We start from the raw sequence: 20,205 nt of genomic DNA on the forward strand, positions 1-20,205 counted from the left end.
CTTACTCCGCAAGAGTCCGGGCGTGACGCATGCCCGAAGGTTGGGTTGGCGCGGTTGCATCGGCGTGCCCATGAGGGGCCTCCGGAACAGGGCGACGATCAAGCGACGCCCCCCGCAGCAGGAAATACGACAGGGCAGGAATCAGAATCAGCGCGCCGAGCATGTTCCACAGGAACATGAAGGTCAGCAGGATGCCCATGTCCGCCTGAAACTTGATCGGCGACCAGACCCAGCACACCACGCCGGCCGCCAGGGTGATGCCTACCAAACCCACCACCCGACCGGTAAACGACACGGCGTTGCGGTAGGCCTGGGCCAGCGGCAAGCCCTGACGCTGGTAATGCAACTGCACACTGAGCAGATACAAGGCGTAGTCGACACCGATCCCCACGCCCAATGCGATCACCGGCAGGGTCGCCACTTTCACCCCGATGCCCATGACCACCATCAACGCCTCGCAGAGGATCGAAGTCAGCACCAGCGGCAACAGCGCAACCAACGTGGCGCGCCAGCTGCGGAAGGTCATCAGGCAGAACAGCGTCACCGCCGCGTAGACGTAAAGCAGCATGGTGCGATTGGCCTCGCGCACCACGATGTTGGTCGCGGCCTCAATACCGGCGGTGCCGGCAGCCAGCAGGAACTGGCGGTCATCGCTGCTGTTTTCCCGGGCAAAGGTCTCGGCGATCCCGACCACCGCATCCAGAGTCTCGGCCTTGTGGTCCTTGAGAAAGGCAATCACCGGCATCAGCGAGCAGTCGGTATTGAACAACTCTGGAGAGTTGACCGAGGCTTGCTGCGCGGCATAGTTCAAGACGTCCTGATTGCGCTGGATGCTGTTGAGCTTGGGGTTGCCTTCATAGGTCCCGGCCGTGATCTGGCGCACGGCATTGACCAGCGAGGCGGTCGCCTGCACGCCCGGATACTGCTGAAGTTCCCAGGCCAGACGGTCGGCGAGAACCAGCGTCTTGTAGTTCAGGCAGCCTTCCGGAGGCGTCTTGATCATTACCGCGAACAGGTCGCTGGATAACGCGTAGTGTCGGGTGATGTAGGCGTTGTCACGGTTATAGCGAGAATCGGCACGCAACTCCGGTGCACCACTCTCGAGGTCGCCGATCTTCAGGTGCTGGCTGATCACGAAGCCGCCGATACCCATCAGCAGTGCGATCAGTACGGCACCCGTGGCCCACTTGACCGTGGTGAAACGGTCGAGCCAGTCCCACAATTTGCCAAAGCCTTTGTGGCCATCCGCCCGGGTGTCGATGTTCAAGGCGCGCTCAGCAGCCTTGGCACCGACGCCGACATAGGAAAGCGCCACGGGCATCAGCAACAGCGAGGTAAAGATCAGCACCGCGACACCGATGCTGGCAGTGATGGCCAGGTCCTTGATCACCGGTATGTCGATCAGCATCAGCACGGCGAAACCCACGGCGTCGGCCAGTAGCGCGGTGACGCCGGCGATGAACAGACGGCGAAAGGTGTAGCGTGCGGCGATCAGTTTGTGGGTGCCCCGGGCGATGTCCTGCATGATCCCGTTCATCTTCTGCGCCGCGTGGGACACACCGATGGCGAAGACTAAAAAAGGCACCAGCACCGAGTACGGGTCGATGGCATAGCCCAGCCAGGCAACGATGCCCAGTTGCCAGATCACTGCGACCAGCGAACAGCCGACCACCAGCAAGGTGCTGCACACGCAGCGGGTGTAGAGAAAAATAATCACCAGCGAGGTGATCACGGCCAGGCCGAAGAACATCATCACCTGAATCAGGCCGTCGATCAGGTCGCCCATCAGTTTGGCGAAACCGATCACCCGGACCTTGTACTGGCCCTTGCCCTCCTCCCCAGATTTGCGGGCGGCACTGTCGCCGGCGAACTCGATCCTGTCGCGCAACTGCTCTTCAAGCATCTGCGAGAACCCGTGGTAGTCGATGCGCTGACCACCGGTCGCGGCCTTGTCCTGTAACGGGACGATCAGCATGCTCGACTTGAAGTCACTGGCCACCAGGTTGCCGACGAGTCCGGCGCGGGAAATGTTCTGACGCAACTGTTCTATTTGTTCAGTCTTGCCCTCATAGGTATCGGGCATCACCGGGCCACCCTGGAAGCCTTGTTCGGTGACTTCGGTCCAGCGCACCGCCGGGCTCCACAACGACTTCATCCAGGCGCGATCAACGCCTTCGGTGAGGAACAACTGATCGTTGACCTGTTTGAGCACGTCCAGGTAGGCGGGATCGAAGATATCGCCCCGGGTGTTCTCGACCACCACGCGCACCGAGTTACCCAAACCGCGCAGTGACTGACGGTTCTCCAGGAAATTCTGGATATACGGCTGGCTCTGCGGAATCATTTTCTCGAAGCTGGGGCGCAGTTCCAGGCGCGTTGCGGCCATGTAGCCCAGCACCACAGTGGCCAGCGCCATCAGCAGCATGAACAGCGGGCGATAGTTGAACACCAGCCGCTCCATCCGGTTACCGGAGTGGCGGTCGAAGTCACGCACGTCGCGGATCACCGGCATGGTGTCTTGCTTGATATTGCCCATGTCTGGGTTCTCGCTCTAAGGGTTCGAGGTCTTATTTATTGGGCAGTGCCTGTGCACCACGACTGCCAACCACCACCAACGCGCCATCGGCGGCCTGAGCAGCGCCGGCCACCGGTGACGGTTCGGGTTGCCGCACCAGGCGCATGTCTGCGCCAGCCCCCTGACTGACCAGCCTCTGCCCGCCCTGGGTGAACAAGCGGTAATGGCCGTTGGCGTCGACGATGCCGGCGGTGATGCTGACGTGCAGGCCACTGTCGAGCGCAGTCCAGCTGAGGCCGCCGTCCGCACTGCGCAGTACATTGCCGCGCAAGCCGTAGGCAATCACTTCGCCGGGCTTGCCGAGCACACCGAAAAAACTGCCCTGATAGGGTGTCTGCACGGCGGCGAATCGCTGCTGAGCCTCATCCCATTTGAGCAACAGGCCCTGCTCGCCGGCGATGTACACCCCATCGCCAGTCGAGGCGATGGCGTTGAGGTGGAAGCCCTGCGGGTTGTCGGTGCGGTCCTGAAACGCTGTCCAGTTCTGGCCACCGTCCTCGGTACGCAGGATCAGGTTGAACACACCGACCACATAGCCGAGGTGGTCGTTGGCGAACCAGACGTCGAGCAAGGGTTTATCCGCGCCCTGCTCGACCAGTCGCTGGCCTTCGGCAGCCAGCAGTGGCCATTGTTCGTTGCCGGGTTCTGCACTGGCCAACGCCCCATAACGCTGGACCAGCAAGGCACCGATCTGGCGGCCGTCCAGTTGCTTGCGCCAGGTCGCCCCGGCGTCGCTGCTGTGCAACACCACGCCGTCGTTGCCGACCGCCCAGCCCTGCATGGCAGAAGGGAAATTCACCGCCGTGAGATCGGCACTCACCGGCACCACGGCTTGCTGCCAGTGTTTGCCGGAATCATCGGAATAGAGAATGTGGCCACGTTGCCCGACCGCGACCAGTCGGTCGCCTGCGCGTGCCATGCCTGACAACGGGCTGCTGACCGCCAGGGCGCTGGCCCTGGCCGGCAGATCCAGCACATCGACATAACCGGCCGCCTGGGTCAGGCCCTGCAACATTGCAAACAAGATGCCCAGCGCCCACTGCAGGTACCTTTTGTACGAACACATACCGCGTCCTCTTCGGATAGCCGCGCCGGGACACACAACCGTGCAGCCCGACGTTCAAACCAGGTGTTCGCTTAGCGAATGCCGGACCCCGCCAGGGACTCCGGCGACCACTGCGCCTTGGAGAGCGGATCGATGTACTTGATGCCGCCGTAAGGCCCCACCACACCGTTGATGTTGTAGGAGCCACCGACCAGGTCGTAGATCATGAAGGGCGTGGAATCCGGGATCTGCTTGTCATAGCTTTGGCTGAGGAACGCGAAGGAGCCTCGGTACAGCTGACCACGGGCGTCGTACTGATCGGAGGCCAGAGCGGTCCAGCTGTCTTCATCCAGATAGAAACGACGCTTCTGATAGATGTGCCGCGCACCGGCCTTGAGGTTGCCCTCCACCACCCAGACCCGGTGTTTTTCCCAACGCACGTAGTCGGGGGCCAGGTGATTGGCGGTGGTCAGTAACTTGGGGTCCTGGGCGTAGGTCAACTTGTAGGTGTTGTAGGGCACGATCATTTCCTGCTTGCCCACCAGCTTCCAGTCGTAGCGGTCCAGCGCACCGTTGAACACAAAGACATCGTCGTAGGTGCCCGCACCGGCAGTGCCTGGATTAGGCGTGTCGTAGGCCAGGTTCGGTGCCAGTTTTACCCGACGCTGGCCAGGCAAGTACTGCCAGCCACGGCGCGGCTGCTGCAACGGGTTGGCGGCGTCCTTGAGCATCACCGCTTCGCCGGCCCGGCGCGCAGGGCCGGTGTAGGACAGCTTCATCTGGTAGTACACGTCGGCACTGCTGATCGGCTGCGCCAGGTTTTCGTAGATCGGATAGGAAATGAACGCCTGCCCGGTGGTTGCCAGGCTCGGCACTCCCGCGGAGTCGACGTTCCACGAGTCGTACTTGGAGTTGATGCTGACCCCCTGATAACGCAGCAGGAAGTTCCACATCGCCTCGTTGCCCGACTGCGGGATCGGAAACGGAACACCTGGCAGCACGTTGTCGATCGCCAATCCGCCTTCGAGGGACTTGGCGCCGGTGGCATTTTTCACGCCATTGTCCAGCACGGCCTTGGGCAGTGCGACGGTACGGTGGGTTGGATAGACATTGACGTGGAAAGTGGGGAAACGCTTGGCCAGTTCCACGGTGGTCGCCGTGAGTTGGCCCTTGTACTGGTCGACGTTTTTGCCGTCGATCACCAACAGTGGTTTTTCGTCGGCAAAAGGGTCCGGGCGCATACTGTCACCGGTTTTGAAACTGGCCGGCGGCGTGGTCAAGCCACCCGAATAGGCAGGAATGGAACCCTCGGCATTCCCGGCTTTTTCAGCCCCGACCAGAGTCAGGCTGCTGCCCAGCCTGGCGGCTTCCTGAGTCGATACAGCGGCCTGTGCCTGAGCGGCAACCGCCATGGCCAGGGAAACGCCCAGCAAAGTACGCACGAATTTCATGTTGTTATTCTCCTGCTCAGGTGACTAAGCCATTCGTGAATCAAAAGGTGGTTTTCATCGTCAGGTAAACCGCGCCACGGTCTGCGGTGGTTGCACCACCACCGGAAAAGGCCGAGTAGCCACCGCCAAAACACGCGTAGTTTTCGTTGCCGCTGAAGGCGTTCGGTGTGGAGCCATCACCGCTGCCGGCATTGGCCGCGCCGGTACTTACGCCGCTGACGTCACACTTGTCGGTCTTGCCGAAGGAATCCACGTACTTCAGGTCGACAAAGTATTTGTTGTACACAACGGCACCGACGCCGACCGCATAGTTGCCGGTGTCTTTGGCACCGCCACCGGATACCGGTGAAACGCCGGCAAGCCCCACGTTGATGGACATCGGCATGTTCAAGTCGACACCCGGGAAGACCTGGTACCAGGTCGGCGTGAAGTTGGCTGCAATGCCCCAGTTGTCCCGGGTCGGTGCATCGACGCCGCGGTAGCTGCTGTTGCCCTTGTAGAGCGCCTGATTCTTGCTATCGAGCTTGAGCAGGTTGCTGTAATACAGCTCGGTGAGCAGGGTCGCCGAATCGAACACTGGCGTCTTGGGCAAGGTCATCAGGCCGTTGAGTGTCCAGTGCAGCGTGTCACCGGTGGCACTCATGCTGTCGCCCTTGTCCGGTGCGTCATAGACAATACCGGTCTGCGCCGTACGAGCCGGCAACAGACCCAGACCGGCGCCCAACCCCAGCGGTCCGGTGGTACTGAGAATGGCCGGGATACTGGCCAGCGGCATGTTGTGACGGATGTTCAGGTCGGAGCCGACACTGACGCCGCCTATCTCTTTCGACAGGCTCAGACCGAAGATGTGGATATTGTCGGCATAAGCCAATTGATAGGTGCTGGTGCTCAGCGAGTTCAGCGTATTAACGACCGCCGGCACCATGCCCGCTGGCGGAGTCCCGTTGGGATTGGCCGAGCTGATCCCCGTGGCGTTCAACCAGGCTTGAGGCAAAATGTCCGAGGTCTTGCGGTAATAGAAGCCGAGCGTACCGTCCAGCCAGGCGGGCGACCACTTGGCCATCACGCCCCAGTCTCCGCTTTTATCCGGCGTCAGGTCGTGACCACGACGCACGTTGGTCAGCCCGTTGCAAGGCGCCAGCCCGCAACCCAGAGGACTGCCGGGCACCACGGCATTGGTGTTGCCCAGCAGGAACGACTGCGCGCCGAACCCCACCAGATCGGAACCGCCATAATAGGTACCGGCCTCCGGCAGGCGAGCAGCATTCCAATCCAGGAAGTACTGGGCACCCACCGTCAACTCGGGATTGACGGTGAACGACATCGACAGCTGATTACGCGGAACAAACAGTTCTTTGGCTTCGGTGCCGGGCGAGGCCGCCAGTTTGGCCAGGTCCAGGCCGGACTGGCCATAGCTGATCGAATGCACCGGGTTGAGGATGGTTTCACCCCAGAACACGTTGTGCTGACCGGCCTTGACGCTCAACAGCGACTCCTCGCCCACTTCGGTGCTATAGAACACGAAGGCATCGAGGATTTCGCCGGAAGGACCGGTGTAGTAACGCTGCGCGTAGTTGCTCAGGTGCGGGCTGCCATTGCCGACATTGTCACCGGTGACCGCAGCAAGGCGTGGGTCGTTGGCGACCAGACCCGACTTGGCGTCGTTGCCGTTGACGAACGGATTGGCGTTCGAACCGGTGTTCTCATACGCCTTGTCGTACCAACTGGCGGCACTAAGGCGAAAGCCCATGCTGTTCTTGTAGACCACATCCATCTCGGTCAACAGGTCAATACGGTTGGTGATGTTGGTTCGGGCCTTGCGGAAGTTGTAGTCGCCATCGTTGTTGTTCGGCGTCCCCAACATGCGCTTGTCGGCGTTTTCGGTGCGTACGCCGTAGTTGTATTTGACGGTGTTATCAAAACGCGCGGTCCAGTCCGGGTTACCCGTATCGAGTTCAACCGCATGCGCGGCCGGCATGGCGGCGGCCAGAATGGTCGAGGCCAACACGCTGTAACGCGAGGGTGTGAACCCGAGACGCTTCTTATTGTTGTGCATTGCGTTGTCTCCGCTTTTTTGTAGTTGTTTTAAGCGCAGCCGCCCTCACGCAACCGCTTGTTCCAGTGGTTTGCGTTTTTCAGGAATGAGGGCAATTGCCGAAGGCCTGCGGCCAACCGGCGCCTGAACTAGCGGTCCAACTCCAGGATGAGTGCTTCGGCTTGCGGCCAGCGGCCATAGCCAGCAGCCGGATTGAGATGCCCCACTGCGCCCAGATTGCGCAGTTCGGCACCCCAGCCTTTCGCCATGCGAGTGACGGCATCCAGGCTGGCAAGGTGATCGTTGGTGCTGCCGGCCACCAGGCTGCGGAACGGCAGCGGGCCTTGGGGTAAAGGCGCCCAACCATGAGTACGCAGCGTTTCAGCGGATGGGTAGCCTGACGGCCAACTGGCATCGAGATCCGGTGGCGCGGCCAGCAGCGCGCCCTTGATCGGGCGACTGTGTCGAGCAGCCCAGTGCGCGACCATCAACACACCGGCACTGTGGGCCACCAGAATCACCGGCCCTTCGATCTGCGTAAGTTCCTGCTGGATCGCCTGGACCCGCTTGCAGCAGTCGAGCTTGTCAGTTTCAAGCGGCGGCACACTGCGCACCTTGCTCAGGCGGGCCTCAAGCAGCGTTTGCCAATGTTCGGCAACGTGCTCGCGCAGGCCCGGTACGATCAGAACGGTTGCGGCAGTTTGCAGTTTGTCCACTTCAACACCTTCGCTTTCTCGATGACTCGACCGGCTCTGTCGCCAGAAGCTTTTTGTAGTGTCGACATTAAAGAGCGCCTACCCGTGGCGCTTTTCATTCGGCGTCAGTGACTTTTCTTTTGATGACAGATTTCCAGGCGTTGGCGTGGCGCGGCCGCTGATCAAAAAACACTGCAGGTCCGTGTAATCAATGGGTGAGCGTCGATTGATCCATGCGGCGACCGTCATTGCGGACAGAACCGGATGAGCGCCATCAATGACGTCACAACTGTTCAATTGATGACGTGCTGGATATAGTCGCCACGCTCATTTCCATCGGAATCTGCCCAGGAAAGACCTTCGCATGACCAAGCTTGTTCGCGCCGCCGTCTTGACCAACTACCTGGAGGTCAGTCAGTACCTGGGGTTCAACCCGCGCGATTTACTGGCGGCCGTCGGCCTGAGCAAGGCCCAATTGCAGGCCCCTGAACACCGTATTCCCATCGATGCCGCCGTGCGTCTGCTGGAAGAGTCGGCCGCCGCCAGCGGCTGCCAGAGCTTCGGCCTGAGCATGGCCGAATCGCGCCAGCTCTCGGACTTCGGTGTGGTCAGCCTGCTGCTCAGCCACCAACGTACGCTGCGTGATGCTTTTCAAGTCGTGGTGCACTACCGTCATCTGATGAACGATTCGCTGGCCATCTTCATTGAAGAGGCCGGCAAGATGGTGATCATTCGCGAAGAGGTGGTCACCGAATCACCGATGCCCAGCCGACAGGCCACCGAGCTGGCAATCGGCGTGATGTTCCGTCTGTGCGCCGCTCTGCTCGGCACACACTGGCATCCCTACAGCGTCAACTTCACGCACCAGCCTCCCGACAACCTGCAACTGCATCGTCGCCTGTTCGGCTGCAACCTGGAGTTCGGCAGCGAGTTCAACGGCATTGTCTGTTCCGATGCCAGCCTCGACATGACCAACCCCCATGCCGATCCGGCCATGGCTCGCTACGCCCAGAGCTACCTCGACTCGCTGCTGAGCCACGAAGGACCGTCGATGCTGTTCGAGGTGCGCAAAGCCATCTACCTGCTGTTGCCGATGGGACGCGCCACCATCGAACAGATCGCCCAGACCCAGGGCATGAACGTTCGGACCCTGCAGCGCCGCCTCAAAGACGACGGCTGCGCCTTCAACGACCTGATCAACGACGTACGCCGCGACCTGGTGCTGCGCTACCTGGAAAACCCGAATTACTCGCTCGGCCGGATCGCCGACATGCTCGGCTACTCCATGGCGAGCTCCTTCACACGCTGGTTCATCACCCAGTTCGGCATGCCGCCCGCCGCGTGGCGCAGTTCACAAAAACAGGCGGCCAAAGCACCAATGAACCCGACCTCCCTGCCCGGCTCCACAGAACCCTGAACCGCCAGAAATAGACACTGGAATTTCAAGCAAAAAAAACGGCAACTGCTGGCACAGTCGCCGCGAAAGAACCGGTGTTCATGACACCGGTCGAGAGCCTCACTGCGCCGAGAAGCCAACACAGCGCAGCCCCTGTAGCAGCTGGCGAAGCCTGCGTTCGGCTGCGCAGCAGTCGTAAAAACTGAGTGCGCGGTATTCCTGAAGCACCTTATCGTTTGAACTCACGACTGCTACGCAGCCGAACGCAGGCTTCGCCAGCTGCTACGGGAGGTGCGCCGCAGGCAGTATTTCTTAACGGGCTTAGAGCCCCCAGTGCAGCAACAACAGCACCAGGAGCGCGAGAAACACCGTCTCCCCCACCATCAGCAGGATCGGCTTGATGCCGACGGCGGCCAGCTCCTTGAGCTGGGTCTTCATACCCAACGCGCTGATGGAAACCACCAGGCTCCAGCGCGACAGTTCGTTGACCGAGCCCTGCACCGCCGGGGCCACCCATCCCGTGCTGTTGATACAGGCCAGCAGCAGAAAACCGACGGCGAACCACGGCAGCAGCGGCGGCCGCGTGCCTGTCCTATCGGCACCCTGCATGCGGGTGACCATTGCCGCACAGACGATGACCGGCAGCAGCATCGCAACCCGCATCAACTTGACCACCGTGGCCGTGTCGCCGGTCTCGGTGGACATGCTGTAACCAGCACCGACCACTTGGGCGACATCATGGATGGTCGCGCCCAGAAACACGCCGGCCACTTGCGGTGACAACGACAGCCAGTTGGCAATCATCGGATACAGGATCATCGCCGTGGTGGACAGTGCCGACACCCCGATGACGGTGAACAGTGTGGCGCGCTCTTTCTGCGGATGATTGGGCAACGCTGCCGCCAGCGCCAGCGCGGCCGAGGCGCCGCAGATCGCGGTTGCGCCACCGGTGAGCATGCCGAACAAACGCTGAAAACCCAGCGCCTTGGCCGCAACCACCGACACGCCGATCGTCACCACCACCAGAATCACCACCAGAGCAAAAGGCTTCCAGCCCAGCGCGGCAATCTGCTCCAGTGTGATGCGCATCCCCAACAGAGCCACACCAACACGCAACACAGTGCGGGCGGTGAACTCGATGCCGGCCTTGCACGCGCCGTCACTGGCCAGGAAGTTGAGCGCCATGCCCAACAGCAAGGCAAACAGCATCACCGGCGCACCGTAGTGCTCGGACAGAAAGGAGGCTGCCGCCGCAACGATCAGACTGACGATGAACCCCGGCGCCAATTCGCGCGTTCGGCTATGGATATGGGTGAGAGCGATGACGCTCATGGCGCGGACTCCTCGGAAACAATGACGATGAATGCCTGGCCGTCGACGATCTCGACCGGGTAGCTGGCGACTTTGAGTTGGGTTGAATTGAGCAAGTAGCCGCTGCGCAGATCGAAGCGCAGACCATGGGCGCCGCATTGAATCACCCTCCCCTCAAGGCGCCCGCCGCACAGCGAGGCACCCTGATGCGGGCAACTGTCGTCGATGGCAAACAGATCGCCCTCGACGTTGAACAGCGCCAGGCTTTTGCCCTCGAATTCAACCAGCGCACGGCCACCCGCCTGCGGGAGTTTTCCGGCAGGTACGGGTACACGCCGACTCATGCTGGCAGCCGTGAGCGATGGCTATCGAGCAAGGCTTCGCCCATGGCACCAAGCAACACCTCGGCAGGCTGTGCGCCCACCACCGTCAGACGACGGTCGAATTGAAAACTCGGCACACCGCTGCCAGCGCCTGCCTCGTTGCCGACGAAAGGATCACCGTCGCCTTGCAGACAGCCAGCCACGGCGCCTGCGTCGAAGCCACACGCTTGGGCGATGGCGATCAAGGTTTCATGACAACCCAGATCCTCGCCGTACTGGAAGTAGGCAGCGAACAGACGCTCAAGCAAGACATCACGCTGCGCCGTACTGCCCAGCACAGTGGCACGCTCCAGCAAGCGATGAGCATCAGCGGTATTGGGCATGGTGGCGATGCGGCTCAGGTCGATGGGCACGCCCACCGCCATCGCGGCCTGCCGCACCTGAGCCTGGCGCAGGCTCACAGCTTCGGTACTGCCCAGGCGCTTACGATAGAACTCAGCGAAGGGCTCACCCTGTACTGGCAGTTGTGGCAACAACTGCACCCCATGCCACACCGTAGTGATTTCCACACCCGGTTGCTGGATACGCAGCAGGTCCTGCGCGTGCTCCAGTTGGCGCTTGCCGATCAGGCACCAGGGGCAGATGAAATCGAAGAACACATCAATCCGTAAACGACCGCTCACACCTTCACCTCTAACACAGCTTCACTAATCGAATCGTTGACCCGCTCACCCGCAAGCCGGGCGATATCCTTCCGGTAATGACACTTGGCATAAAAGAACACCGCCGCTGCCGCGATGCTGACCAGTGGCACCCATTGAAAAGCAGCCTGCAAACCGATGAGGTCGGACACCCTGCCGGTGATGAACGGCCCCGGGGCCAGACCGAGCATGTTGTTGGCCAGGGTCAGCGTGGCGAAGGCCGTGCCGTGGACCGAATGGTGGGTCAGGTTGGCAACCATCGCCCCGGCAGGCCCGGTCGTGCCGGCGGCAATCAGCATGCCCAGGCAAATCAGCGCCAATTGCACAGGCCCCGCCGGCAAGGCGAACGCCGCCGACAGCAACAGGCAACTGCCCAGGCAATAAGCGATGGCCAGGGCGACCTTGCGCTCCGGCGAGTGCCGACACAGCCGGTCGCTGAGCATGCCGCACAGAATCATCCCCGCACCGCTGCACAGCACGATGATCGCCGCGACACCGCCGGCCTTGTCCGTTCCCATGGCGTAATAACGATTGAGGTAGCTGGGCATCCACACAATCACGGTGCCGCCGACGAACAGTTGCAAGCCGCTGCCGATATAGGCCGCGATCACTGAAGGGCTGGAACACAGCGTACTCAGCGGTCGCTTGACGGCTGCTGCCGCCTTGTTCGCCGCTTGAGCCGCGCGTTGCGGGGCGATGCGCGCTTCCTTGACGATGATCGGGTAAAGCACAGCGAGCAGCAGGCCGAACAACGCCATGCCGGCGAACGACCAGCGCCAGCCCAATTTGGCCGCGATGACACCGCCCAGCGCCATACCCAGCACCGAGCCGAACATGCCACCCGCCATGAAGGCACTGGCCAGCGTTGCGCGCATGTGTTTGGGAAAGACCGAAATCACTACCGCGATGCCGACGCTGCCGTAAGCCGCTTCGCCGACACCCACCATGAACCGGGCAATGAACATCTGCTGGTAGTCCTGCGCCAACGCGCAACCCAGCGTGGCCAGACTCCACAGCAGAGCCATCAACGCCAGGCTCTTAACCCGACCGAAGCGATCCGCCAGCAACGACAGGGGAAATGTCAGCAACCCCACCATCAAGGCGACAACGCCACTGAGCAGACCGAGCTGGCCGTCGCTCAGGGCCCACTCGCCCTTGAGCATCGGGAACACCGCGTTCAGCACCTGACGCGACATGTAATCGGAAATCAACAGGCCGAACGTCAGTGCAAAGACAATCCAGGCATATTTGCGCGCAATACCGACGCCACTGGCGTCGTCATCGTCCGCGGCGATTGGGTGAAAGGCCATGCAGCCTCCTCGAAACATTGTTGTATTTATTGTTATCGAGCGTGTTGCAATGCAGCGAGCGAGAGGCACCGACCTCCCGCTCCGCTGCCGGTCAGCCGCGTTGCGGCACACCTTTCTGGCCAGCCTTGCGGTTGGGGGCCATACCGTTGGCCAACAGGGTTTCTTCGATGCTCTGGTACTGCACACCGATGCGGTAGATCTCGCGGGCTTCTTTGCCGGTGGCGATTTCGCGCCCCAGCTCATGGGCGACACGCACGGTTTGCTCGATCTGCTGCACGGAGCTGAAACGCTTGCCCTTCTGATCAATGATCGTGTCTTCAATACCTACACGTGGGTGCAGCCCCATGGACAGTGCCATGACATTGAACGGCAGCACGTTCTTCAACAGCGATTCGGCGGTCAAGGTGCAGCCGTCCGGCGCACGGTGGACAAAGTTGAAGAAGTTGAACGGATTGGGGCCATCGAAACCGCCGCCGATGCCGATCCAGGTCAGGTTCAACGGCCCCATGTACACGCCCTTGCGCACCAGGCGTTCCAGGGTCTCCATCGCATGCATGCCGGTCAGCTGGAAATGCGGCTGCACACCCGCCGCCATCAGCCGCCGCAAGTGCTCAGCGACCCAGGCCGGGCCTGCCGGCACGGTCATCTCGCTGTAGGCCGCCTGATAGGCCGGGTTGGCCAAGGATGTGCCTTCCAGATATTCCGGATACAGCAGCTCCATGATGTTCATCTGGGTAGTGTTGATCGCCACCGTGACCTGATCCGGTTTTGGCGTCAGCTCAGCCAGCATGTGGCGCGTATCGTCAGACAGCCACTTGGCGGCTTCGCCATCGCTTTCGGGCGCAAAGGAAATCGAACCACCGACCTGGATGATCATGTCCGGTACGGCTTCGCGTACACCGGCGATCAACTCGTTGAACTTGGACAGGCGCTTGGAACCCTTGCCGTCCAGTTCGCGCACATGCAGGTGCAACACCGTGGCACCGGCCTCATAGCAATCGACCGCCTTCTGCACTTGCTCATCCATGGTCAGCGGGATGTCTTCTGGAAAGTCTTCCGGCATCCACTCAGGGCCATACGGGGCCACGGTGATGACCACTTTTTCCATGTTTTCCGGGTGCAGGGAATCGTCGAAGAATTGCATGAGTTACTCCTTTTATTATGGTTGTGCGCCCACGCCGGGGACGTGCCGGGCAAGCCTGTAGCAAGTACGAATGCAGAGACGGTCGATCAGAAAGTCTTGTCGCCGATGATCCCGGCTCGCTCCATCTTGCGATGGCACGGCGGGTAATCCATGACGGCGTAGTGCTGGGTACTGCGGTTGTCCCAGATGGCGATGCTGTTGGGTTTCCAGTGCCAGCGCACCTGATACTCGGGGATGTAGGCCTGGCTGATCAGGTAGCGCAGCAACTCGCTCGCGCCGGGGTTGGCGTCCTGGCCAAAACGTACCCGCTCAGGGGTGTGGTAGTTACTCAAGTGGGTGGTAAAGGCATTGACGAACAGCACCTTCTCCCCGGTTTCCGGGTGGGTACGCACCACCGGGTGCTCCGCATCCGGGTACATGGCCTTGAGCGCCAGGCGCTTTTCGATCGGCATGGCGGCACCAAAGCTCGCTTCAATGCTGTGGCGCGCACGCAGGTCGGTGATCTTCGCCTTTACGTCTTCCGGCAAGCGCGCGTAGGCCTCCACCATGTTGGCCCACATGGTGTCGCCGCCCACGGGCGGGCATTCCACGCAACGCAGCACACAGCCCATCGGCGGTGCTTCGCGCCAGGTCGCATCGGTGTGCCAGGCATTTTCGTAGCGGTCCATCGGCTGGTCCGGGCTTTTGTAGATGCGCACCAGGCCTGGATGATCCGGGTCACTGCCGGCCACTGGATGATCCTCCAGCTCGCCGAAGCGACGGGCGAAGGCCACGTGCTCGGCGCGACTGATCTCCTGATCGCGCAGGAACACCACCCGATGCTTGAGTAGCTGAGCACGAATCTCGGCAAAAAGACCGTCGTCGTGGACCGCATCCGCAAGGTTCACGCCGAGCAGTTCCGCACCAATGCTGCAGGTCAATTGTTCGACTTTCATGGAGGGCGATTCCCTTAAATGACGAAGATTGATGAGCCCGTGGTCTTGCGCGACTCCAGGTCGCGATGGGCCTGCACGGCGTCCTGCAAGGCATAGTGCTGGTTGATCTCGATCTTGATTCGACCGCTGCCGACGAGCTCGAACAGTTCACCCGCCAAGGCGGCTTTTTCCGCGGGGTCGGCGATGTAGTCCGCCAGAGCCGGGCGGGTCATGAACAGCGAACCTTTCATCGCCAGCATTACTGGATCGAAAGCCGGGATCGGGCCCGACGCCGTGCCGACGCACACCATCAGGCCGCGGCGCTTGAGCGAATCCAGGGAGCCCATGAAAGTATTCTTGCCGACACTGTCGAACACCACGTTGACCCCGACACCGTCAGTCAATTCGCGAACGCGCTGGGCGACGTCTTCATGGCTGTAATTGATCACATGATCGCAGCCATGAGCCCGGGCGACTTCGCCCTTGACCTCGGTGGACACGGTGCCGATGACCGTCAGGCCGAGCAGCTTGGCCCACTGCGAAACAATCAGGCCCACACCACCGGCAGCAGCGTGCAGCAAAATACTGTCGCCAGCCTTGAAATCGTAAATGCGCCGCATCAGGTACGACGATGTCAGGCCGCGCATGGTCATGGCTGCGGCGGTCTCGAAACTGATGGTTTCCGGCAGCTTGATCAGCGGCGCGGCCGGAATCAGACGCTCGGTGCTGTAGGCCCCCAATGTATTGAGAAACCCGGTGTAGGTGACGCGATCACCCACCTGTACGTTGGTAACCCCCTCGCCGATGGCCTGGACCACACCGGAAGCTTCAACCCCCATGCCGCTGGGCATCGGGATCGGGTAGGTGCCATTGCGAAAGTAGGTGTCGGCATAGTTCAGGCCAACCGCTACATGACGAAGACGGACCTGGCCTGGACCGGGTTCGCCGACTTCGACCTCTTCATAGCGAAGAACGTCGGGACCACCGGTTTCGTAGAAGCGTACGGCTTTGGCCATGTTTTCTTATTCTCCAGTCTGCAAGGTTGGCGTGCTGCGTCGATTTGCGTTGATTGGACTCTAGGACGCAGCCTGGCGGGCCGCTTCTCATCGGACGACAATGGCTTTTCATTTCGTGACAGCGGCCCGGGGGCGCGGCATCAACGCCTGTGATGGATGACTTACCCAGTGCCTCCCGATACCCTTGCTCACTCAGGTGCCTGACGGTGTTCCAGGTCAAACCACTCCCCATCCAGACGAGCAAGTCATGAAATCCCCTGCAGGTTTGCTGCTGTCGGGTATTGAGCTGGACCGTGCCAGCTCAATACCCCTGTACCGCCAACTCTATTTGCAGATTCGCCAACAGGTTCTCAGTGGAAGAATTCAAGGGGGCGTGCGCCTGCCGTCAACCCGGACCTTGAGCAAAGAGCTCGCGCTGTCGCGAATCACCATCCTCAATGCCTTCGATCAACTGATCGCCGAAGGTTTTCTGGCATCACGGACCGGGGCCGGTACCTATGTCGGCAATGAGTGGGAAAACCGCGGAGTGGCCGACGATGAGCGGCAGCGCCAGCCTCCCCGTCTGTCCGATCTGAGCCAGTCCATGCTGTCGTTGCGCAGCGATCATTTTCGCGGGGTTAGCTATGCCGACTGGGATCCGGCAAGCCCTACCTCGTTCCTGCCCAGTCACAGCACTTACGACGCGTTCCCGCAACACATCTGGAAGCGCCTGATGAACCGCCACCTGCACAAGCCGACCAAGGCCATGCTCGGCTATGGCGAACTGCAAGGCTTGCTGGCTCTACGCAAGGCAATTGCCGAATACGTCTTTGATGCCCGTGGCATCGACTGCAGTGCCGAGCAGGTGGTCATCGTTTCCGGCGCCCAGCAAGCCTTTAACCTGCTGGGCATGCTGTTGCTCAATCCACAGGACAGCGTGTGGATGGAAGATCCAGGGCATATCGCGGCGCGAATCGCGCTCCAGGCCCAGGGAGGTCTGGTGGTCCCGTTGCGTATCGACGAACAGGGGATCGACATCCAGCAAGGCCTGGCTCAGTGCCCTGATGCCCGCTTGGTGTTTACCACACCGTCTCGCCAGCATCCGTTGGGCGTCACCATGAGTTATGCGCGGCGCCAGGAACTGATCGACTGGGCCGCGCACAACCAGAGCTGGATCATCGAGGACGATTGCGACAGTGAGTTTCACTACAACGGCCGCCCCCTGCCTGCGCTCTATGCCATGGACCAATGGGCTCGGGTGATCTATGTCGGAACGTTCAGCAAAGTGCTCTTCCCGTCGCTACGACTGGGTTACGTGATATTGCCGCAGGCCTTGATCGAACCCTTCTGTACCTTGCGAGCGGTCATGGATCGCAGCCCGCCCACGCTGCTCCAGGCCGTGACGGCAGACTTCATGCGCGAAGGCCACTTCCTTGGGCACATCCGCCGCATGCGTGCGCTGTACCAGGCTCGCCAGAAAGCACTGGTCGAGCAGCTGCAACAACGGCTGGGCGGTTTCTTCAAGATCACCCCGGTGGAAGCCGGCATGCACCTGATCGCCTGGCTGCCGGCAGAGCTTGATGACGACGCCATCGCCAAGGAACTGGCCCGGCACAACATCCACACGTATGCCCTGAGCGACTACTGCCTTGAACATGTCCTGCCACCGGCCCTGTTGATCGGCTTTGCCGGCACGCCTGAAAACCAGGCCGAGGAGCGCGTCGAAGCACTGGCCCAGGCTTTGTCCGAGATGGGCTACCTGCAGCAGGCCACTTGAGGCAAGGCAAGTGGTCTTATGATTTAACTGATAATGGATCTATCGAGAGTTCCTGACTGGCGCGATAAAGGCTGCGCCGGCAGACCCGGCGTCTGAATCAGGAATGACTCGAATGAACAATAAGATCCAGGAACGATTCCATGCCTTGCTCAGCCACAAGGCTGCCGAGGCCGGAGCACCTCCCGCACTGACTGAAGCACTGGCCCGCCAGCTGCTCGACCGACTTGAGCAAGTGCGCCTGTTTGCCCATGCCTACCCCTTGCTGACCAACCTCACCCATGGCCGTGTCACACCTGCCGACCTGCTGGACTTCGCCTATCGTCACGAGCTGCAGGGGCTGAGCCTGCACTTGCTCGACGGCGAGGAAAACAGCCTGAGTCAAATGACACCCGCGCAACTTCGGGCGTTTGCCGAGAAGGCCAATGCGCTCGGACTGGATGTGCACCTGGAAATCAGCAGCACATTGAAAAAAGATGTCGATCAGGTTATCGGCATTGCCAATACCCTCGGGGTCCGCAACATTCGTGTTTACTCACGCTACGAGGGAACGCTGTCACGGGTCATGGACGTGATCGAATCAGACCTGCATTACCTCGCGCAGCAAGCTGACGAGCACGATCTGTTCTTCGACTTCGAGCAGCATGAAGAACTCAAGAGCGCCGAAATCGCGCACCTGCTCAACCGCCTCAACCACCCTCGACTGCATGCCTTGTTCGACTTCGGCAACATGATCAACGCCTGCGAACAGCCCCTTCCGGCGCTCCGTACCCTGGCGCCGCACATACGCCAGACCCACCTCAAGGGCGTGCGCATCGTCCCCGAGCAAAACGGCTTCGGCCATTACGGCGTACTGCAGGGCTGCGAAGAAGACGACCTGCCCAGCGCCCGCATGTTGTTCGAACTGCTGATGCTCGGCGAATCAACCCCGCAAGTGATCGCATTCATCCTTGAGCAGGAAAACCACTACGTCGCCCCGGCATTCCGCCAGACCTTCGAGGCCGCCGACCCGTTCATTGCATACCGGGAAATGAGTGAAACGCCGCTGCCAACCGGCTACTCGCTGGAGCGAATGCTGGCCGACGAACACCGCTGGGCGAACAACCAGGTCGCCTATGTACGAGGCCTGCTGGCCGAGTTCCGGACCCTGGCCGAACTGACCCTGGATAACCGCGCAAACGCCTGAACCTGACGTTACTACCCGATTACGCCTGGAGAACAATAATGACAACTCGTGACAAGGCCAAATGGCTCAGATTCCTGATTCTCATCCTCGGTGGCGGCACCATCTACAAGCTGGCGAACCTCAAGGACGCCTTCTATGTGCCGATGCAAACGTTCATGGGATTGACCCATACTGAAATCGGCTTGCTGCTGAGCGCCAACGCCATTATCGCCACCGCGCTGTTTGTCGTCGGCGGCCTGCTGGCGGACCGATACGACACACGCAAGCTGATTCCCATCGGCCTGCTCGGCACCGGTAGCCTGGGGCTTTACCTTGCGACCTTCCCGCCCTTCAGCAACCTGCTGATCGTGTTCAGCCTGTTGGCCGTCTGCGCCGATTGCATCTTTTGGCCTTCACTGCTCAAGGCCATCCGCAATCTGGGTGACGATCAGGAACAGGGACGGTTGTTCGGTCTTCTGGAAGGTGGACGTGGCGTCATTGATACCCTGGTCGCCTTTTCTGCGCTGGGCGTCTTCGTCGCCATGGGTTCCGGTGAGACCGGTCTGAAATCGGCGATCCTGTTTTACTCGGTCATCGACATTCTTGCCGGCACCCTGACCTGGTTCCTGCTCAAGGGCGGCACCGCGCAGTCGACCGCCAAGCCGAAGAACGGTCTGTCGAACCTGCTCGAGGCCATCAAGGTCCCGGGTATCTGGCTGGTCAGCCTCAACGTGTTCATGGTCTACATCGTCTACTGCGGCCTGACCTATTTCATTCCCTACCTCAAGGACATGTACGAACTGCCCGTGGCACTGGTGGGCGCTTACGGCATCATCAATCAGTACTTTCTCAAGATCCTCGGCGGGCCTGCCGGAGGCTTCATTGCCGACAAGCAATTCAAGAGCACCAGTCGCTATCTGAAATGGGCGTTCCTGGCGTTGCTGCCGCTGATGGCCGTGATCATGCTCATCCCGAAAAGCCACGGTTTCATCTATGCGGGCATGGCGGCCACCCTCTCTTTCGCGCTCATCGTGTTCTCCATGCGCGGCGTGTTCTGGGCGCCCATGGGTGAAGTCGGTATCCCCCAGCACATCACCGGTTCAGCCTTCGGTATTGGTTGTCTAATCGGCTATGCGCCTGGCATGTTCGCTTACGTCATCTATGGCGCAATCCTCGACCATTTCCCCGGCCAGCAAGGCTACAACTACGTCTTCAGTTTGATGAGCGTATTGGCCATTCTTGGGTTCATGGTGTCCAGCCTGCTGTATCAGGCTGTCCGCAATAACGCCACGACCACTGGCGAAGTGAGCGCAGCGCGAACCTGAACATCGGCCCGGTGACCGGAAACCGGGCGTAGTGCCCCGTCCTGAA

Annotated in this window: 16 protein-coding genes; 4 read left to right on the plus strand and 12 right to left on the minus strand. The window is 60.8% G+C overall.

The window, feature by feature from the left end; translation table 11 throughout:
- Position 1: 1 nt before the first annotated feature.
- The 5 genes from AC1DIG_RS04250 to AC1DIG_RS04270 form a co-directional block, all read right to left on the minus strand.
- Positions 2-2,536 carry an efflux RND transporter permease subunit gene (locus AC1DIG_RS04250; RefSeq protein ID WP_477766287.1) on the minus strand — a complete coding sequence of 845 codons (2,535 nt, stop codon included), beginning with the start codon at positions 2,534-2,536 and terminating at the stop codon, positions 2-4.
- A 31-nt stretch (positions 2,537-2,567) separates the two neighbouring features.
- Entirely contained in the window at positions 2,568-3,641 is a 1,074-nt protein-coding gene (locus AC1DIG_RS04255; protein ID WP_477766288.1) for a WD40/YVTN/BNR-like repeat-containing protein, read from the minus strand.
- Between the two features lie 71 nt (positions 3,642-3,712).
- Positions 3,713-5,071 carry a DUF1329 domain-containing protein gene (locus AC1DIG_RS04260; RefSeq protein ID WP_477766289.1) on the minus strand — a complete coding sequence of 453 codons (1,359 nt, stop codon included), beginning with the start codon at positions 5,069-5,071 and terminating at the stop codon, positions 3,713-3,715.
- 40 nt (positions 5,072-5,111) lie between these two features.
- On the minus strand, positions 5,112-7,127 hold the full coding sequence (locus AC1DIG_RS04265; RefSeq protein WP_477766290.1) for a DUF1302 domain-containing protein: 2,016 nt from the start codon (positions 7,125-7,127) through the stop codon (positions 5,112-5,114).
- Between the two features lie 128 nt (positions 7,128-7,255).
- A complete protein-coding gene (locus tag AC1DIG_RS04270) occupies positions 7,256-7,822 on the minus strand; it encodes an RBBP9/YdeN family alpha/beta hydrolase (RefSeq protein WP_477766291.1) in 567 nt (188 codons plus the stop codon).
- A 343-nt stretch (positions 7,823-8,165) separates the two neighbouring features.
- Here AC1DIG_RS04270 and AC1DIG_RS04275 point away from each other — a divergent pair, with 343 nt between their 5' ends.
- Positions 8,166-9,218: an AraC family transcriptional regulator gene (locus tag AC1DIG_RS04275; RefSeq protein ID WP_477766292.1), complete on the plus strand. Its 1,053-nt coding sequence runs from the start codon at positions 8,166-8,168 to the stop codon at positions 9,216-9,218.
- A 300-nt stretch (positions 9,219-9,518) separates the two neighbouring features.
- Here the strand turns inward: AC1DIG_RS04275 and AC1DIG_RS04280 are convergent, their stop codons facing one another.
- The 7 genes from AC1DIG_RS04280 to AC1DIG_RS04310 form a co-directional block, all read right to left on the minus strand.
- Positions 9,519-10,529, minus strand: a complete 1,011-nt coding sequence (locus AC1DIG_RS04280) for a YeiH family protein (protein ID WP_477766293.1) — start codon at positions 10,527-10,529, stop codon at positions 9,519-9,521.
- The gene (locus tag AC1DIG_RS04285; RefSeq protein WP_477766294.1) at positions 10,526-10,852 is read right to left on the minus strand and encodes a Rieske (2Fe-2S) protein; all 327 of its coding nucleotides are present in this window, start codon (positions 10,850-10,852) and stop codon (positions 10,526-10,528) included. The genes AC1DIG_RS04280 and AC1DIG_RS04285 overlap by 4 nt, the downstream gene beginning before the upstream one ends.
- Complete coding sequence (locus tag AC1DIG_RS04290; RefSeq protein ID WP_477766295.1) at positions 10,849-11,514, minus strand: DsbA family oxidoreductase; 666 nt, start codon at positions 11,512-11,514, stop codon at positions 10,849-10,851. Before AC1DIG_RS04290 ends, AC1DIG_RS04285 begins: the two co-directional genes overlap by 4 nt.
- Positions 11,511-12,842 carry an MFS transporter gene (locus AC1DIG_RS04295; protein WP_477766296.1) on the minus strand — a complete coding sequence of 444 codons (1,332 nt, stop codon included), beginning with the start codon at positions 12,840-12,842 and terminating at the stop codon, positions 11,511-11,513. Before AC1DIG_RS04295 ends, AC1DIG_RS04290 begins: the two co-directional genes overlap by 4 nt.
- Before the next feature lie 91 nt (positions 12,843-12,933).
- The gene (locus AC1DIG_RS04300; protein ID WP_019691073.1) at positions 12,934-13,986 is read right to left on the minus strand and encodes a beta-keto acid cleavage family enzyme; all 1,053 of its coding nucleotides are present in this window, start codon (positions 13,984-13,986) and stop codon (positions 12,934-12,936) included.
- 86 nt (positions 13,987-14,072) lie between these two features.
- Positions 14,073-14,921 carry a TauD/TfdA dioxygenase family protein gene (locus AC1DIG_RS04305; RefSeq protein WP_477766297.1) on the minus strand — a complete coding sequence of 283 codons (849 nt, stop codon included), beginning with the start codon at positions 14,919-14,921 and terminating at the stop codon, positions 14,073-14,075.
- A 14-nt stretch (positions 14,922-14,935) separates the two neighbouring features.
- Positions 14,936-15,916 carry a quinone oxidoreductase family protein gene (locus tag AC1DIG_RS04310; RefSeq protein ID WP_477766298.1) on the minus strand — a complete coding sequence of 327 codons (981 nt, stop codon included), beginning with the start codon at positions 15,914-15,916 and terminating at the stop codon, positions 14,936-14,938.
- Between the two features lie 247 nt (positions 15,917-16,163).
- On the opposite strand from AC1DIG_RS04310, the gene pdxR reads away from it, so the two are divergent.
- From pdxR to AC1DIG_RS04325, 3 genes are all read left to right on the plus strand, one after another.
- Positions 16,164-17,672, plus strand: a complete 1,509-nt coding sequence (gene pdxR, locus AC1DIG_RS04315; protein WP_477766299.1) for a MocR-like pyridoxine biosynthesis transcription factor PdxR — start codon at positions 16,164-16,166, stop codon at positions 17,670-17,672.
- Positions 17,673-17,784: 112 nt separating this feature from the next.
- The gene (locus AC1DIG_RS04320) at positions 17,785-18,855 is read left to right on the plus strand and encodes a sugar phosphate isomerase/epimerase family protein (RefSeq protein ID WP_477766300.1); all 1,071 of its coding nucleotides are present in this window, start codon (positions 17,785-17,787) and stop codon (positions 18,853-18,855) included.
- 38 nt (positions 18,856-18,893) lie between these two features.
- Positions 18,894-20,159, plus strand: a complete 1,266-nt coding sequence (locus tag AC1DIG_RS04325) for an MFS transporter (RefSeq protein WP_477766301.1) — start codon at positions 18,894-18,896, stop codon at positions 20,157-20,159.
- Positions 20,160-20,205: the final 46 nt, after the last annotated feature.

The organism is Pseudomonas sp. 05N431, assembly GCF_056397005.1.

What these genes read in the sequence shown, in the direction of transcription:
- AC1DIG_RS04250 (WP_477766287.1), bottom strand. Translation starts at nt 2,536, where the DNA reads ATGGGCAATATCAAGCAAGACACCATGCCGGTGATCCGCGACGTGCGT.
- AC1DIG_RS04255 (WP_477766288.1), bottom strand. Translation starts at nt 3,641, where the DNA reads ATGTGTTCGTACAAAAGGTACCTGCAGTGGGCGCTGGGCATCTTGTTT.
- AC1DIG_RS04260 (WP_477766289.1), bottom strand. Translation starts at nt 5,071, where the DNA reads ATGAAATTCGTGCGTACTTTGCTGGGCGTTTCCCTGGCCATGGCGGTT.
- AC1DIG_RS04265 (WP_477766290.1), bottom strand. Translation starts at nt 7,127, where the DNA reads ATGCACAACAATAAGAAGCGTCTCGGGTTCACACCCTCGCGTTACAGC.
- AC1DIG_RS04275 (WP_477766292.1), top strand. Translation starts at nt 8,166, where the DNA reads ATGACCAAGCTTGTTCGCGCCGCCGTCTTGACCAACTACCTGGAGGTC.
- AC1DIG_RS04280 (WP_477766293.1), bottom strand. Translation starts at nt 10,529, where the DNA reads ATGAGCGTCATCGCTCTCACCCATATCCATAGCCGAACGCGCGAATTG.
- AC1DIG_RS04285 (WP_477766294.1), bottom strand. Translation starts at nt 10,852, where the DNA reads ATGAGTCGGCGTGTACCCGTACCTGCCGGAAAACTCCCGCAGGCGGGT.
- AC1DIG_RS04295 (WP_477766296.1), bottom strand. Translation starts at nt 12,842, where the DNA reads ATGGCCTTTCACCCAATCGCCGCGGACGATGACGACGCCAGTGGCGTC.
- AC1DIG_RS04300 (WP_019691073.1), bottom strand. Translation starts at nt 13,986, where the DNA reads ATGCAATTCTTCGACGATTCCCTGCACCCGGAAAACATGGAAAAAGTG.
- AC1DIG_RS04305 (WP_477766297.1), bottom strand. Translation starts at nt 14,921, where the DNA reads ATGAAAGTCGAACAATTGACCTGCAGCATTGGTGCGGAACTGCTCGGC.
- AC1DIG_RS04310 (WP_477766298.1), bottom strand. Translation starts at nt 15,916, where the DNA reads ATGGCCAAAGCCGTACGCTTCTACGAAACCGGTGGTCCCGACGTTCTT.
- pdxR (WP_477766299.1), top strand. Translation starts at nt 16,164, where the DNA reads ATGAAATCCCCTGCAGGTTTGCTGCTGTCGGGTATTGAGCTGGACCGT.
- AC1DIG_RS04320 (WP_477766300.1), top strand. Translation starts at nt 17,785, where the DNA reads ATGAACAATAAGATCCAGGAACGATTCCATGCCTTGCTCAGCCACAAG.
- AC1DIG_RS04325 (WP_477766301.1), top strand. Translation starts at nt 18,894, where the DNA reads ATGACAACTCGTGACAAGGCCAAATGGCTCAGATTCCTGATTCTCATC.